We start from the raw sequence: 15,878 nt of genomic DNA, 5'->3' as shown, positions 1-15,878 counted from the left end.
GGGCCGCGTTTTCCTTCTGACTACTACAAAATTCATAGTTGCCAAGGCTTTGCAGCTAGAGGACCTCGACTGGCTCCTCGATCACTTCGCCATCCACGATTCGGTACGAACGAAACTCCACTGGCCCAGGCTCTTGCCCATGCTCCCGTGTGGATATCAGCACGTAATGCGCCCCTGGTTCCCCAGCCAAGGTCACATCTGTTCGCGATGGATAGGCCTCTGTGGCGGTATGTGAGTGATAGATAACGACAGGCTCTTCGTCGCGATCATCCATCTCCCGGTACAGCTTGAGTAGATCACTTGAATCAAACTCGTAGAAGGTGGTTGAGCGCGCAGCATTGATCATGGGAATGAAACGCTCAGGTGAATCACTACCCGCCGCACCAGCCACGACACCACAGGCTTCATCCGGATGATCCGCCTTGGCATGTCCAACGATCTGGTCCACCAGTGTCTGAGAGATTCGAAGCACGAAGGAATCCTACGGCAGCATGATTTGAACAAGTGACTCTTGTAAATACGTGAGCCACGTCGTACACGCCTAAGAGTGGCAACCTCGGATCATCACGATCAAATTCCTCGACTTCGTCATGAAAGTCATCGTCGATGCCTATGCGCACACCAAGGGCGAGGCGAACATCATTGAGAAAGCCCATCCAACTCGGCGCCATTGCGTAGGTGAGCATCACTTTGTCACCAGACCGCTGCAACGCTTCCAGTGCTGTTTGAGCATGCTGAGTTTTCATTTGCCGCAGATCACGTTCAGTGAATCGCCTGAACTCAGAAGCAGCTTCATCATCATCGTCGTACGCATCTGGAAACAGTCGTAGGAGAACTTCACTTGTTGGCCGCTGCGAGGTGGGTTCAATACCAATTAAAGCAAACAGTGGATCAGCATCTGGATTTGTTTGACGCGGAGCAACTATCTCAAGCATTTGCTCTGCCATGGAGATCAGGAGTAACCGCTCAACCTCTTCCACACGCAACACGATGCGCGCTTCACCTTCACGATAAAACCCGGAAGACATCAGTCGTCTTTCTGCAGTGTTGCCCACAGGCCGTAGCCGTGCATTGCTGTCACATCAATTTCCATCGCTTCGCGCGTTCCATTGGAAACAACTGCACGACCGCGTTCATGCACATCCATCATTAAGAGCTCTGCTTTGGCTTTGTCATATTTGAAATAGGTCATAAATACATACGTCACGTATGACATGAGATTCACGGGGTCATTCCACACAATTGTGACCCATGGTCGATCCGGATTGACATCGGTCGAAGTCTCCGCAATTTCAGCTGGAGCAATCGACATAAGGCAAGTCTGGCCTATTGCGCGACCAGCACATGCAGCAGCCTCACTGAACCGTCACTGTGAATGGCGCAGATACACCAGCGCCCAAAGCGCCCTTCGTGCTAGCCGTGGCCTGATAGGTATGTACGCCGGTGGCCTTGGGAGCAACAAGAACTACCCGCGCCACACCTGTAGCTTGCGTGACTGATTTGCCCACACGTATCCACTGGCCCGCACGTTGTTCTTGAACCATCACTGGTTGTCCAGCTTGAGCCGGCAAAGCTACTACTCGAATCACCAGTTTTGATTTGGGTTTCACAATCGACTTTTTCGCGTTCGCCTTCACAACGCTTGTCACAGGGATCAGTTTCGCTTCGCTTGCTTGCTCACCACGTGCAGCAGCTGCAGGAATGAATACTCGCCACTTACCACCCGATGTCAGTGTTGGAGCGAAACTTACAGTTCCATCTGCAGCAAGTGGGGCCGCTGCAGTCTGCACCCAAGCTCCCTTGCCACCATTTTGGAATTGCAATGCTGCATCAACACCTGTGACAGGAACTCCTTGCGAGGTAACGACTGCACTGATCGTGGCAACTGTGTTAAACGTGACCGATGCGGGAGCAGTAACTGCTACTGCCGTGGTCGCGGGTGCCATAGAGGCTGCATAGCCACGAAGGAGCGGCCACATAGCTGGATCATCGCCACCGATCGTCCAAAAGCCCGCCGAGTTCAAACCAAGCTGCCCAACGAGCTGTGTTCGCACTAACGCTACTTGTGGCCCTATCCACCACATGATGCGTTTCGCAACGCAGGTTTGCGCTGCGCCATTGCCATCGGTCCAATTCACCGACTTGTCATATTCAATCCAGTTTTCCTGACTCACTGGATCCCATTGAACATCTGCTTGGGTTTTACCTATAGATGCCAGAAAGGCTGGTATTTCAGCCGCGGTGAGTGAAGCCGAAGAGGTAAGGGAGTTGTAGGCAGTACGTGTCGCGCCACTACTAGCCGAAGCCGGGCAAACACCACTCAGTGCGTACGAGCTGCCATTCTTTTTCGTCCACGCGCGCCCATACGCTGGTACGCCAACAGTGAGTTTGTTTGCAGGAGCCTGCGTCACTGCGTACTGCATTGATGCAGTTACCCATCCGATAGGTGCTATGGCACCTGGCGAACCAACGTGGAAGTCGTAGGTCATGATGCGAATGCGATCAGCTGGCGCCGCGATTCCCGGAAGGTTGTAAACCCAATACCCGTTTGTACCGCCGCATTTATTTGCAACATCGCAGGGGCTGGGAATTGTTACTGCCAAGAGTTTGCCTTGCGCATGTAAAGCAGCACTCAATTCATTGACGAATGCGGTCCAGTTCGGTTGCGTTGCTGGCCATGAGGCTCGCCCGTCAGTAAATGCGAATGTTTCGTAATCAAGATCAATACCGTCGTACCCACGGCTGGTCACCAAGTTGACGATGTCTGCGACATGTTGCGCACGCTTAGCGGGGTCGGCCAGTGTCGCCGCCATTCGTCCCTTGCCGGACCCATCAGCAATACTCGGAAGGATCGCTAATCCTGCACCCCTTAACTGCCCTACCGCCCAAGTTGCATTTGCCTCAGCGCTACCGAAATTTGGATTGAACTTCACCGTGACGCCCGCCGGGCCGCCAGCTACTGCAGAAAACCAAAACGGCGAAACATCTTTAAGAACATCCGCGTTTGTTACAGCACTCGTGATTCCCGCAGGCTTGCTCTGACTGGTCATCCAGTAAGGCATCCATCCAGTGATGATTTTGGGGCCACCGTCCGCCTGGGCGGCTGGCATGAGCAACGCAGAGCCAGCCATGACCGCACCCATCACGACAATTCGAAGTTTCATTCCCCACAAGCGCACAGTGCTTCTCCAACAACTCAGACGAGCCTCCATTGTGCGCCATCGACGCGCCAGACCCGAATCCCGACGATCTCACCGACGTGTCGCATGATGGACTTATGGAGTACAGCACAACGCGAGTCAAGGCTCTCGCGCTATTCATGATGATTGCACTGAGTCTTGCTGTGGGTTCACTCCCTGCCTACGCAGATACCTTTGTTACGCCAGGTGCCGTAAGCACTCCAAACGCCACCTCAACCGCACCACCTGTCAATGCTCCGAATCCAACATCATCAGCAACTTCAAACTCAGCAGGCGAACTAGCCATCGCCCAGAAACTCACCGAACGTTGGCGCAACAAAGCCATCGGTACCGATCTTTCCTATGTAGTGATGGATGCGAATTCTCAGCGAGTGATCGCCTCGCGCAATGCCAGCAAACCCATGCTGCCGGCTTCGAATATGAAAATTATTACCGCCACAAATTCGCTCGCAACAATGTCTCCTACCCAAACCTTCACCACCGCAGTTTTTCCAGGTATTCAAGCTGGACACGTGGTTCTTCAAGGTGGGGGCGATCCGCTACTTTCGAAAAAGAATCTCAAGACATTGGCGACAAACCTTGCTGCCACCCTTGATCGCACCCAGCCAGTGGTGATCGACACAGATCTCAACTTGTTTTCAGAGCCTACAAACGGACCTGGTTGGACAAAGGGTTACGTTCCCTCTGTTGTATCCCCCGTGACACCTCTTGCTATCTACGGCGATTACTCGCGCACACCATCAATTCATGCCATTGACACCTTCATGAACGCACTCAATAACCTTGGTGTCCAAGCATCAAGAGGAACTCATGTCGACGTTCCCGCAGGCACTTCGCCTCTGGCATCAATAAGCCCACATACCGTTGCTGACGCAGTTCACATCATGTTGCTCGATTCTGAAAACAACGTTGCCGAAAATCTTTACCGTCACGTTGCCATTGCAACTGGCCATCCAGGTTCTTGGCAGGGTGCATCTGACGCAGCCGTTGCAAGCCTGTCAGGTTTGGGAATCAACACCACAGATCTTCGCCTTGACGATGGCAGTGGCCTTTCGCGCAGTGATCGACTCACGGCAATTGCTTTGGCCAATGTGCTCCGCTATGTGAGCGCTACTGATCCCGCGAGATTCGCAGTTATGTTCGACTCTGGCGCGATGCCCAACGCTGGCATTGATGGCACGCTAAAAGCAAAGTTCAATCGATTTACCACTGCACCGAGCTTGTGCGCTAAAGGCAATATTCGGGCAAAAACAGGAACTTTGCACGACACCATCGCGCTTTCAGGGACTACACACGATGGTGATGGTCAGTTAAAAGTGTTTTCGTTCTTAGTCAATCATCGACCAACACGAGTCATCCCTTTACGCACGAGGCAAGCCGTTGATGGTCTAGCAGCAACCATTACTGGTTGTTGGTGACAATTCGCTAGCGCAGCGCCCGACTAATTTCACCAGCAGCACGAGCTACTCGAGGCCCGACTTCAAGTTCTGGCAATTCACGCAACGACACCACACCGACACTGGCTTCTAAACCAGGTACCGCAATGATCGGCGCAGCAATGCCATATGCACCTTGTGGACCATCATTTGTCGCCAAGATCCAAGGCGGGTCAAGTGGTCGGCCCGCTGCCGTGCGAGCAGCAAGAATGGCTCGACCGGCCGCACCTGCTTCAAGTGGATGCCGGGAACCAACACGGTAGGCAACATGCACGTCTGATCGACTTGGCTCGACCACAACAGCCGCAACTGCTTCCAGACCATCGACAATGGTGAGGTGTGCAGTTGCACCAACGGCGTCAGCCAGGAGGCGCAGTGCTGGCAATGCAACATCGCGCACAACAGGCTGCACTTGGCGACCCATAGAAAGTAGCGCCAAACCTAAGCGACATTTACCGTCAGCAGAACGACGCAAAAATGCGTGCTGCTCAAGGGTGACGACGAGACGGTAAACGACGGTTCGGCCAATGCCGAGTGCATGGGAAATTTCAGTAACAGTCAAACCATCAGGAGCTTCAGCTACAACTTCAAGTACGTGCAGGCCGCGACCAAGCGTTTGTGAGGTTTCTGCAGCCATGGGATAAATGTAATGGCCCACGGCGTCGCCGTGGGCCATTACAAGCTGTGATGCTTACGCAGCAGCCTTACGAACTGAGAATGATGCGATGATTTCGAAAATACCGATCACGATCAACCAGATTCCTACAACCCATGCGAGTGCAAGCACAGACAAAGGTGCGGTCAGGATGACAATGCCACCGATAAGAATCACGATGCCAGCAAAGATGGTCCAACCGCGACCTGGCTGACCCTTGGCTGCAATGCCGCCAAAGAGATCAGCGAAACCGCGCATCAAGAAGCCCACACCGATGAAGATCGAGAAGACCCAGTCAGCAAGGAGCACACTGTCTTGGTTGAAGAAGTAGCGCAATGAAACGAAACCAATAATCAGCGACAAGATGCCGGTGATGAGGTAAAGCGCACGAGCGCCGCCACTTAGGCCTGAAGCGAAGGCACGGACAACCTGCCATACACCGGTAACGAGAAGCCAAATTGCGAAGATGATGGAAAGCGTGCTGAACGCCTTTTCTGGAGCAGCAACTGCCCAGATGCCAACTGCGAGGCTTACGATGCCGATAAACAGCAACACCCACCAGTTGCGTCCGATTGCTGACAACACTTCATTTTCTTCAGCGGTAACTGAATCCACTGTAGACATTCGTCCTCCATTGATTTTTATAGATAGCGCGGATCGCGCACGTGACTTCGATCGTAGGGTCGCTCAATGAACCCACGGCCTTCCCACGCCAAACTAGCAGTGAAAAATCCCTACACTTTTGTCGAAAGTGTGCGATTTACCCCGGTGGTGAACCAATTGGCCTGCAGGTTCGCCAATTGACCGGTCTGCATCATGTTCTCAAGGACCAGATTCACACAGGTGATGAGTGGATCACCCGGGATCATGGTGAGCACGTACTTTGGTGCGGACCGGGCCGGATCGAAGAGTCCCACGACCACGAGTTCACCATTAAAGGTGCTCAGTACTGGCATTACCTGGTCAAGGGGAACCACCATGCCGTTGATGTGGTGATCGCGCATTGCAGATTTCAGGATGTTATTTGAGGGATAGGCCAATGACTCAAGCTTGAGCACATCGGCAACATAGGTGTCACTCGAGCTGCCTTTGACTACACCCAAATTTGATCCTTGCAGTGCCGCTGCACTTGTGACGTTGGCGAGCGAAGTATTTGGGCGAGCGAGCAACACGTGCTGTTCTTTGAGGTAAGGCAAGCTCTGAAGAATCCCGGCGCTCACTTCGGACGATGCAACTTGACCTATCCCAAAATCAAGATCCTGACGCGTTGGCGTAACGAGCTGTGCCGACGACACTTTTTTCCACTGCACTTGATTGGAATCAAAACCCAGCGCTCGCGCTATTGCATTGACGACCGCAACTTCAAAGCCCACTGGATCTGCTGGTGAGCGGTCAATGAAATACAAGGGTTTGGGTTGCGCATATCCAACATTGAGATGCCCTGCATCTCTGGTTGTGAGATTTGCCGGTGCGCAGTCACCTGTTGCGAACAGTGCTCCTTCAATAGCGTCAGAGGAAGCCGTTATCGCTGGTATCGCAACTTGTTCTTGTGCGCTACATGCTTCAAGGACGAGGGCTGACCCAATCAGAGCGATCAGGCTGGCAGCAACTCGTCGGTTCAAGTGGATTCGATTATGAATCGGAACCGCCACCTGGAGGTAAGCCTTGATGAATCTTCTGGCAGTCAGGACAGATCGGGAACTTAGATGGATCACGCCCTGGAATCCACGTCTTGCCACACAGTGCTTTCACCGGCGTTCCGGTTACCGCACTCTCCACAATCTTGGCCTTCTCCACGTAATGGGCGAAGCGCTCATGATCACCATCGTCGTTACTCAGACGGGTGTCTTCTTCGAGCAGCGTCCCACCTGACAAACTCGGCGTATCCAAAGGCGTGGTCATGGACACAATTCTAAGTGTTTACTCACGTGTAGGCCCTAGGACTACGACAAAGAGGACTTTGGACCTTGGATCTCCAGTGGACTCGCTTCTACGTTTGAGGTATGCCACAGCAACCTCTCGCCCAGGTCCCACACGATTCCACTTGGTATTGGCAGGACCACGGTTCCTGTCGAAACGCTGACCCGTTGCTGTTCTTCCACCCCCAAAACGAGCGTGGTAGTTCTCGGGTCAAGCGCGATCGTGCAGCAAAAGTGGTGTGCGCGGGATGCACCGTTCGTTTAGATTGCGCCGACTATGCCGTGCGTGCGCGTGAGCCCTATGGCGTGTGGGGCGGACTTTCTGAGGATGAACGCGAACAAATTTATGCTCGCCTGACCGCAAATTGTTACCCGCGTCGGCCCGGGGAAGGATCACAGGCAGCAGCAAAAGAAATCGCAGCCGCCGTGTCACCCCGAGCACTTGGGATTGCGTAACCCAATTGAGCCTGAGCCCTCAGGAAGGCACTAGCGTTCGTGGGGTGAACCTCATCAATCGCGACTTCCTCCAGGAATCCGACTTCAGTGCGCAAGAACTTCAAGGGCTCCTCGACCTTGCTGCGCAATTGAAAGCCGACAACAAGGCTGGAACTGAAACCCAGCATCTCGTCGGCAAGCACCTTGCGCTGATTTTTGAAAAGACCTCCACTCGTACCCGTATCGCTTTTGAAATTGCGATGAAGGATCAGGGCGGTCACACCACTCTCCTGGATCCTGCAAGTTCGCAAATTGGCCACAAGGAATCAATCGCGGACACTGCTCGCGTACTCGATCGCTGGTTCGACGGCATCGAATATCGCGGTGCAGATCACGCAACTGTGTTGGCCCTTGCCGAAAACTCAAATGTTCCTGTTTTTAACGGACTCACTGACCGCTGGCATCCAACGCAAATGTTGGCCGACTTTTTGACCATGCAAGAACACGCACCTGCAACAGGTTCGCTGCGCTACGCATATGTTGGCGATGCGCGTTACAACATGGGTAACTCACTATTGATGATGGGCGCAATCATGGGGTCCGATGTGCGCATCGTCGCACCGCGCAGCTTGTGGCCCGACCAAGAAATTCAAGACCTTGCGCAAGCACGTGCCAATGACAGCGGGGCAATACTTACGCTTACCGAAGATGTTGCTGATGGTTTAGCTGGCGTTGATTTCGTTCACACTGATGTTTGGGTTTCCATGGGAGAACCAAAGGAAGTCTGGGATGAGCGCGTTGAACTCCTTCGCCCGTACCGCATCGACTCAATGTTGATGTCGCATGCGAATAATGCGAAATTCATGCACTGTTTGCCTGCTTACCACGATCAAAACACTGCAATCGGCCGCCAAATTGCCGACCAATTCGGTTTACTTGATGGCGTTGAAGTGACTGATGAAGTCTTTGAATCATCCGCAAGTATTGTGTTTGATCAAGCAGAGAACCGGATGCACACCATCAAGGCGCTACTCGTTGCAACCTTGAGTTAATGCTTCGAACATAAGTAAAGGCCCAGAGCGTTCGCTCCGGGCCTTTACTTATTGCTCTAAAAGTTATGCCTGTGCGAGGCGGTCGCGCAAACCTGCAAGCTGCGAACGAAGTTCTGCAGGAACATGGTCGCCGAACTGGTTGTAGTACTCCTCGGTGAGGTCAGCTTCAGCCATCCAGGTTGTTGGATCAATCGCGAAGAGATCTGCAAGATTTTCCGCTGAAATTTCAAGACCATCAACGTTGAGATCACCGGCAACAGGTACACGACCAATTGCTGTTTCAACAGCATCAGCTTCACCGTCGAGACGGCGAACGATCCACTCAAGAACCCGTGAGTTTTCGCCGTAACCAGGCCACATGAACTTGCCATTGGCATCCTTGCGGAACCAGTTGACTGAGTAAATGCGAGGCAACTTCTCAGGCGAGGTAGCTGCACCAACCTTGAGCCAGTGACCCCAGTAATCAGCCATGTTGTAGCCACAGAATGGAAGCATTGCGAATGGGTCGCGACGCAACTGACCCATGCCGCCCACTGCTGCTGCAGTCATTTCTGACGAAACGGTTGAACCAACAAATACGCCGTTGTTCCAATCGAAGGATTCGGTGACCAGTGGAACGTTGGTTGCACGACGCCCACCGAACAACATTGCATCAATTGGCACGCCTGCTGGGTCTTCCCAGTTAGGTGCGATTGACGGACATTGATTAGCAGGTGCTGCGAAACGTGAGTTTGGATGGCTTGATGGCTCCTCAGAAGCTGGAGTCCAGTCATTGCCCTTCCAGTCGATCAAGTGTGCAGGTGCCTCAGCGGTGAGACCTTCCCACCAGATGTCGCCATCATCGGTTAACGCAACGTTGGTGAAGATGCAGTTTGCGTCAAGGCTGGCAACTGCGTTCGCGTTGGTGTCCATACCTGTACCAGGTGCAACTCCGAAGAAACCAGCTTCTGGGTTGATTGCGTACAAACGACCGTCAGCGCCAAAGCGCATCCATGCAATGTCGTCACCAACAGTTTCAACCTTCCAACCTGGAATGGTTGGTTGAAGCATTGCGAGGTTGGTCTTGCCACACGCAGAAGGGAATGCAGCGGTGACATAACGAACGCTGCCCTTTGGTGAGGTGAGCTTCAAAATGAGCATGTGCTCAGCAAGCCAGCCTTCATCGCGTGCCATTGCTGATGCAATGCGAAGCGCGAAGCACTTCTTACCGAGGAGCGCGTTGCCACCGTATCCGGAACCGTATGACCAAATCTCATGGGTCTCTGGGTAGTGAACGATGTACTTGGTGTCATTGCATGGCCACGCGATGTCATCGCGCTTATTGCCTGCTTCATCAACAAGTGGGTAACCAACTGTGTGAATAGCGGGAACGAAATCACCGTTCTCACCAATGATGTCGAGTGCGCCCTTGCCCATGCGGGTCATGATGCGCATGCTTGCCACGACATATGGCGAGTCAGAAATTTCAACACCGAGCTGAGCAATTGGTGATCCAAGTGGGCCCATTGAGAACGGAATGACATACATCGTGCGCCCGCGCATTGCGCCAGCGAACAGACCATTCATCTTTTCGCGCATCTCAGCAGGTGCTGCCCAGTTATTTGTTGGACCAGCATCTATTTCATTTTCTGAACAGATGAAGGTGCGGTCTTCAACGCGAGCGACATCGCTTGGGCTTGAGCGTGCCAAAAATGAATTCGGACGAATCTCAGGGTTCAGACGAATGAACGTGCCCGCATCGACCATTTGCTGGGTCAGGCGATCCCACTCTTCTTGTGAACCATCGCACCACTCCACCCGAGCTGGCTGGGTTAGCGCTGCAACCTCTTCGACCCACTGAATAAGTTTCTTATTGCGGGTTGGGGGATTCTCGAGACCGGGAATCGACATGAACACTCCTCGTTGAGTTACTGAACAGAGCCAAGGATGCTCCCTTTTTCCCAGCGAAATGCCCGCGGACGCCATGCAAACGTTCTCTTGTGACTAAGTGCACAGGTTTTACGTCCAAAAACGTGGTGCGGCTCACGTTGGACGCACGCCATTTGGACCTATCGGACAGCCGCCGCCATCTGCTCAATAACTCGAGTCAAAATTTCAGGAGACGTCGCAAAATTCAATCGGGCAAATCCAGGCCCCGTCGGCCCAAAGGATGGACCTGGGTTGAGGGCAATCCTGGCCTTCTCCAAGAACATCGCTGCTGGATCCACTTCTAGGTTCAGCGCACGGAAATCTAGCCATGCCAGGTAGGACGCTTGTGGTTGGACATAGCTCACCATCGGCAGATGTGCGCTCAGAAGCTCACCAAGTAATGCTTGTTGCTTGTCAAGATGCGTCAACATCTCATCGAGCCAAAGCGTTCCATCAAAATATGCCGCTTGCGCAGCTAACACACCTAAGTGCCCGGCTCCATGCTGCACTTCAAGTGGAATGCGTTGATGCAAGGTTGCATGGAGTTCTTTGCTGTTGGCTACTACTTGTGCGCATTTCAAGCCAGCAATATTCCAAGCTTTCGAAGCTGAAATTACGGAGACTGCGGGTGTTTCTCCAGCCACCGATAAGTAAGGGATAAATTCATATGCGTGATGAGTCATCGGAGCATGGATTTCATCTGATACGACCAGCACAGAAAATTCTTGAGCGATCTGCGCGATGAATGACATCTCATCGCGATCAAACACTCGACCAGTGGGGTTATGCGGACTACACGCCAAGAAGGCTGTGACTTCAGGTCGACTAAAGGCTTCACGCATTGCTTCTCGATTGAAGGTATAGCGACCGTCAACATCTACTAATGGGACATCGACCACTTCGCAATGTGCAACTGTTGTGACTGTTGTAAAAAACGGCGGATAGACCGGGCTGGTAATCACGACAGAGTCCCCTGGCTGAGTTAACGCCAGCAACACATGTCCGACGCCGGTCAAAACATCGGCCACCGGTATTACACACTTGGGATCAACACTCCATTGCCAGCGTTGTTGTGCAAATGCTGAGAGCGCGACTCCCAAATCACTCGTCCACGCATAACCGGTGTCTGAGCGACTAATGGCATCCGTGAGCACCTTCGCGATGGGCTCAGCCAAAGTGAAATCCATTTCGGCAACCCAAGCTGGAATGACATCAGCATCGTAGGCACGCCATTTGACGCTTTGGCGAGTTCGCAGTTGATCTAACGACTCATACGAGAATTGGCTCACCTGATCAGGATGTCACACGAGCCAACGACTTGAAACGACGCAACCGCAACGAATTCGCAACGACAAAAACAGAGGAGAAAGCCATTGCCGCTCCAGCTAACATTGGGCTCAGTAACCCAAAGGCAGCGAGTGGAATCATCGCGACGTTGTAGGCAAAGGCCCAAAAGAGGTTTCCTTTAATCACTCGCAAGGTGCTTCGCGAAAGCCGCAAAGCATCAACCGCAGCGACGAGATCGTTTCGAACCAAGGTGATGTCACTTGCCTCGATTGCGATATCCGAACCTGAACTCATTGCTAATCCAAGATCTGACTGTGCAAGCGCTGCCGCGTCGTTGATTCCATCGCCAACCATTGCAACGACAAGACCCAATGCTTGACGCTCAATAACTGCTTGCACCTTGCCCTCTGGATGTACATCCGCAATCACTTCATCGATACCCACCTGAGACGCAACGGCTTGGGCCACTCGTGAGTTATCGCCGCTTAGTAGCACCGGACGAACATTGAGTGCCCGCAGAGCATGAATAGCATCCGCACTTGTGTCACGCACAGTGTCGGAAAGTGAAATGAGTCCGATGATTTCGAAGTCACGTGCAATAGCTACGACTGCTAGGCCGCTCTCCCCCGCAACTTGCATCGCTTCCTCAAACCAATCGGGACTCAAGCCACCAGCGTTTTCAAGAACCCAGCTCGGCCTTCCGACACTCACCTGCTGACCATCGATGGTGGCTCGAGCACCGAGTCCGGGGAAATTCAAGAATTCAAAAACATCAACCGGAACGAATTCCATCGACGCAATCGCGCGCGCCAGAGGGTGCTCACTCAGCTGTTCGACGGAACCAGCGATAGCAACCACTTCCGATTCGGTAACGTTCGGAGCGCTCATCAGCTGCTGAACCTTGACCTGACCCGTAGTGATTGTGCCTGTCTTATCCAGCAACATCACATTGACATGTCGACTGAGTTCCAGAGTTTCTGGACCGCGGATAACAATGCCCATCCGTGCGCCGCGACCAGTACCCACAAGCAATGCAATGGGTGTGGCAAGACCAAGCGCACAAGGGCAGGCAATGATTAACACAGCAACGGCTGATGTAAACGCCTTCTGTGAATCCTGCGTTGAAATGAACCAAGCAATCCACGTGATGATTGCGATACCAAGAACGGCAGGCACAAAGACTGCAGAAACACGATCTGCCAGACGCTGAATTGGAGCTTTTCCAGATTGCGCTGCCACCACAAGTTCAGCGATTTGTGCAAGTTTCGTCTGCGCACCAACACCAGTAGCGCGCACAATCAAACGGCCATCAAGGTTCACTGTCGCGCCAACAACTGCAGTCCCTGGCGCAACTTGCACTGGCACTGATTCACCTGTGAGCAGAGCTTCATCAACCGCGCTCATACCCGTAACAACAACGCCATCTGTGGCAATGCGTTCACCAGGACGCACAACAAATTCATCGCCGACCCGCAGCGCATCAAGTTGCACTTGGGATTCAACCCCATCGCGAATCAACGTGGCTTCAGAAAGTTGCAGAGAAACCAAGGATCGAATCGCAGCACTTGATCGACGTTTAGCTCGTGATTCAAACCAACGCCCCGCCAGAACAAACACAGGCACTGCAGCAGCAACCTCGAAGTACAGCGCGGGAACACTCATGCCCCCGCTCATCTCACCCATGCCATGAGAATCCGAGTAACCAATAGCTCCAGCGCCACCCCAGAACAACGCCCAACAACTCCACCCAAAGGCAGCAGCGATTCCTAAGGTGATCAAAGTGTCCATAGTTGCTGTGGCATGACGAATATTCAGCAACGTCGCTCGATGAAACGGCCAAGCACCCCAGAAAACTATGGGCAACGTCAACGCAAAAACTACCCACTGCCAACCATCAAACTGCAGAGCAGGAATCATCGAAAGCACAACGACCGGAACCGCAAAGGCAAACGACACCCAGAAATGCAGCTTCATACTTTTGGCCTCATGAATGATGGCTTCTTCGAAGCTCACACCTGAATCCGGCGATACGGCGTCGTACCCGGCATCGCGTACTGCTTGCACCAGGGCGCCGACAGAGACATCACCATCAACGCTCACATGGGCAGATTCCGTCGCGTAATTCACAGATGCTGTTACGCCCGGCAATGTGTTCAGGCGATTTTCAATGTGACGAGCACAAGCCGTGCAGGTCATTCCAATGACGGGAAGATCGATTTCTTGGGTCTTACTCATTGAATCTACCTACTTTCGTGGCGATTGGTGAGCCACTTACTCTGATCAGCATACTTTCACCACTATGAGAAAAGGAATCCTTGCGTGAGTGCCGAGAACCACCATCCGCGCATCCGCACCTTTAAACCTAGGCGCGGGCGCATCACCGAGCGTCAGGCCCGGGCTCTAACGGAAAACAGCCCTTTTCTTCTCGATGCACACAAACCAATTGACCTGACATCTCTGTTCGGTGACAAGACTGTGGTTTTGGAGATTGGCTTTGGCACCGGGGTAACCACCGCAGCTATGGCCGCAGCGCAGCCTGAAACCGGCTTTATTGCCATTGACGTTCATACGCCTGGAGTCGGCGACTTACTTGCTCGCATCCATGAAGAGGGAATCACCAATCTCTTTGTCATCGAAGGCGATGCCATCGAACTCTTAGAAAATTGCATCGCACCTGAAAGCCTGGCCGGAGTTCGAAGCTTTTTCCCAGACCCATGGCCAAAGGCTCGACATCACAAACGCCGCCTAGTGCAACCTGAGCGCATTGCCCTGATCGCCAGTCGCCTACGACCGGGCGGAACCTGGAACATTGCCACAGACTGGGAGCCATACGCCGAGCACATTGAAGAAATCATGGCTGCGCAACCGAAATGGACCGGTGGGAAAATTGAACGCCCGAAGTGGCGCCCCATTACTCATTACGAATCTATAGGGCTGTCACATGATCGAGTAATCAATGATTTCGAATTCCAACGAACCTAAATCCATCACACGAAACAAAGAAGTAAGGCACCATCAGACTTATGGCGATTCTTGGCAACACGACTCTTGATGTTTTTCCATTGTGTTTGGGTGGCAATGTTTTTGGATGGACGGCCGATCGAGAAGCAACATTTGAGATCCTTGACGCCTATGCAGCCGCTGGTGGAAATTTCATTGACACTGCCGATGTCTACTCCGAATGGTTACCAGGTCATATCGGTGGCGAATCTGAAACGCTCATTGGCGAGTGGATGAAAGATCGTGGTAATCGCGATCACATGACCATTGCCACAAAAGTGAGCAGCCTGACAACACGTCCAGGTCTTTCGCCAGAGAACATAAGAATCGCTACCGAAGAATGCCTCACGCGGCTGCAAACCGACCGGATCGATCTCTTGTATGCCCACCGTGATGATCCGTCAACACCAATTATTGACACTCTGAATGCGTTCGATGCATTGGTGCACAGCGGAAAGGTGCGTTATCTGGGCGCCTCGAATTTCACTCCCGATCGCCTTCAGGAATCAGTAGCAACATCCGCCAGCAACGGACTAACTCAGTATTCAGTGCTGCAAAATAATTACAACCTCATCAATCGGGCAGAGTATGAAACTTCGATGCGCGACATCGCCGCGCAGTCGGGAATAACTCATGTTCCCTACTACGGACTAGCCCGCGGCTTTCTTACAGGAAAATATCGACCTGGCATCAGCGTAGAAAGCGTGAGAGCGTCAAACGCAGAAAAACTTCTTGATGACCGAGGATTGCAAATCCTTGCCGCCCTTGATGATGTGGCGGCACAACATCAAGTTCCGCTCGCAACCGTTGCCTTATCCTGGCTCAAAGCGCAGCCAACTATTGGTGCACCAATTGCAAGCGCTCGCACGCTTGATCAGCTCAAGGAACTTCTCCCGATGGCGAACTTCGACTTATCTGATGACGAGCTCACACGACTCAGCGCTGTTTCATCCATTTGATTGCTCCAAAATTAATGTCGCATTTTG

General features: G+C 52.8%; 16 protein-coding genes. 5 read left to right on the top strand and 11 right to left on the bottom strand.

Annotated elements, in window-relative coordinates:
* Positions 1 to 55: 55 nt before the first annotated feature.
* Genes PHN51_03830 through PHN51_03815 form a run of 4 tightly spaced genes read right to left on the bottom strand, consistent with a single transcriptional unit; the run spans position 56 to position 3,164 of the window.
* On the bottom strand, positions 56 to 472 hold the full coding sequence (locus tag PHN51_03830) for a M67 family metallopeptidase (GenBank protein MDD2817910.1): 417 nt from the start codon (positions 470 to 472) through the stop codon (positions 56 to 58).
* Positions 405 to 1,028 (bottom strand): DUF2017 domain-containing protein, encoded by a 624-nt coding sequence (locus PHN51_03825; GenBank protein ID MDD2817909.1) that lies wholly within the window; start codon positions 1,026 to 1,028, stop codon positions 405 to 407. The genes PHN51_03830 and PHN51_03825 overlap by 68 nt, the downstream gene beginning before the upstream one ends.
* Positions 1,028 to 1,312 (bottom strand): ATP-dependent Clp protease adapter ClpS, encoded by a 285-nt coding sequence (gene clpS, locus PHN51_03820; GenBank protein ID MDD2817908.1) that lies wholly within the window; start codon positions 1,310 to 1,312, stop codon positions 1,028 to 1,030. The genes PHN51_03825 and clpS overlap by 1 nt, the downstream gene beginning before the upstream one ends.
* Positions 1,313 to 1,355: 43 nt before the next feature.
* Complete coding sequence (locus PHN51_03815; GenBank protein MDD2817907.1) at positions 1,356 to 3,164, bottom strand: glycosyl hydrolase family 18 protein; 1,809 nt, start codon at positions 3,162 to 3,164, stop codon at positions 1,356 to 1,358.
* A 47-nt stretch (positions 3,165 to 3,211) separates the two neighbouring features.
* Between PHN51_03815 and dacB the strand changes: the two genes are divergently transcribed.
* On the top strand, positions 3,212 to 4,618 hold the full coding sequence (gene dacB, locus PHN51_03810) for a D-alanyl-D-alanine carboxypeptidase/D-alanyl-D-alanine-endopeptidase (protein ID MDD2817906.1): 1,407 nt from the start codon (positions 3,212 to 3,214) through the stop codon (positions 4,616 to 4,618).
* A 7-nt stretch (positions 4,619 to 4,625) separates the two neighbouring features.
* Here dacB and PHN51_03805 read toward each other — a convergent pair whose 3' ends face one another.
* The 4 genes from PHN51_03805 to PHN51_03790 form a co-directional block, all read right to left on the bottom strand.
* Positions 4,626 to 5,273, bottom strand: coding sequence for a helix-turn-helix domain-containing protein (locus PHN51_03805; GenBank protein ID MDD2817905.1), 648 nt, complete (start codon positions 5,271 to 5,273; stop codon positions 4,626 to 4,628).
* A 54-nt stretch (positions 5,274 to 5,327) separates the two neighbouring features.
* Positions 5,328 to 5,915, bottom strand: coding sequence for a DUF308 domain-containing protein (locus PHN51_03800; protein ID MDD2817904.1), 588 nt, complete (start codon positions 5,913 to 5,915; stop codon positions 5,328 to 5,330).
* 110 nt (positions 5,916 to 6,025) lie between these two features.
* Positions 6,026 to 6,913: a transporter substrate-binding domain-containing protein gene (locus tag PHN51_03795; GenBank protein ID MDD2817903.1), complete on the bottom strand. Its 888-nt coding sequence runs from the start codon at positions 6,911 to 6,913 to the stop codon at positions 6,026 to 6,028.
* 10 nt (positions 6,914 to 6,923) lie between these two features.
* Positions 6,924 to 7,193 carry a DUF3039 domain-containing protein gene (locus tag PHN51_03790; protein MDD2817902.1) on the bottom strand — a complete coding sequence of 90 codons (270 nt, stop codon included), beginning with the start codon at positions 7,191 to 7,193 and terminating at the stop codon, positions 6,924 to 6,926.
* 101 nt (positions 7,194 to 7,294) lie between these two features.
* Here PHN51_03790 and PHN51_03785 point away from each other — a divergent pair, with 101 nt between their 5' ends.
* Positions 7,295 to 7,666: a WhiB family transcriptional regulator gene (locus tag PHN51_03785; protein ID MDD2817901.1), complete on the top strand. Its 372-nt coding sequence runs from the start codon at positions 7,295 to 7,297 to the stop codon at positions 7,664 to 7,666.
* A gap of 44 nt (positions 7,667 to 7,710) precedes the next feature.
* Positions 7,711 to 8,697 carry an ornithine carbamoyltransferase gene (argF, locus tag PHN51_03780; GenBank protein MDD2817900.1) on the top strand — a complete coding sequence of 329 codons (987 nt, stop codon included), beginning with the start codon at positions 7,711 to 7,713 and terminating at the stop codon, positions 8,695 to 8,697.
* A gap of 63 nt (positions 8,698 to 8,760) precedes the next feature.
* On the opposite strand, the gene PHN51_03775 is transcribed toward argF, so the two are convergent.
* The 3 genes from PHN51_03775 to PHN51_03765 all read right to left on the bottom strand — a co-directional run bounded on the left by PHN51_03775 (position 8,761) and on the right by PHN51_03765 (position 14,127).
* On the bottom strand, positions 8,761 to 10,587 hold the full coding sequence (locus PHN51_03775; protein MDD2817899.1) for a phosphoenolpyruvate carboxykinase (GTP): 1,827 nt from the start codon (positions 10,585 to 10,587) through the stop codon (positions 8,761 to 8,763).
* A 158-nt stretch (positions 10,588 to 10,745) separates the two neighbouring features.
* Positions 10,746 to 11,894: an aminotransferase class I/II-fold pyridoxal phosphate-dependent enzyme gene (locus tag PHN51_03770; GenBank protein MDD2817898.1), complete on the bottom strand. Its 1,149-nt coding sequence runs from the start codon at positions 11,892 to 11,894 to the stop codon at positions 10,746 to 10,748.
* A gap of 4 nt (positions 11,895 to 11,898) precedes the next feature.
* Positions 11,899 to 14,127, bottom strand: coding sequence for a heavy metal translocating P-type ATPase (locus PHN51_03765; protein ID MDD2817897.1), 2,229 nt, complete (start codon positions 14,125 to 14,127; stop codon positions 11,899 to 11,901).
* An 84-nt stretch (positions 14,128 to 14,211) separates the two neighbouring features.
* On the opposite strand from PHN51_03765, the gene trmB reads away from it, so the two are divergent.
* Together trmB and PHN51_03755 are read left to right on the top strand one after the other, a co-directional pair.
* Positions 14,212 to 14,874: a tRNA (guanosine(46)-N7)-methyltransferase TrmB gene (gene trmB / locus PHN51_03760; protein MDD2817896.1), complete on the top strand. Its 663-nt coding sequence runs from the start codon at positions 14,212 to 14,214 to the stop codon at positions 14,872 to 14,874.
* A gap of 41 nt (positions 14,875 to 14,915) precedes the next feature.
* Entirely contained in the window at positions 14,916 to 15,851 is a 936-nt protein-coding gene (locus PHN51_03755; GenBank protein ID MDD2817895.1) for an aldo/keto reductase, read from the top strand.
* Positions 15,852 to 15,878: the final 27 nt, after the last annotated feature.

Source organism: Candidatus Nanopelagicales bacterium (assembly GCA_028687755.1).
GTDB lineage: Bacteria > Actinomycetota > Actinomycetes > S36-B12 > S36-B12 > UBA11398.
Note: the sequence above shows the minus strand (reverse complement) of the source record. Positions and strands in the feature narration are given on the sequence as shown.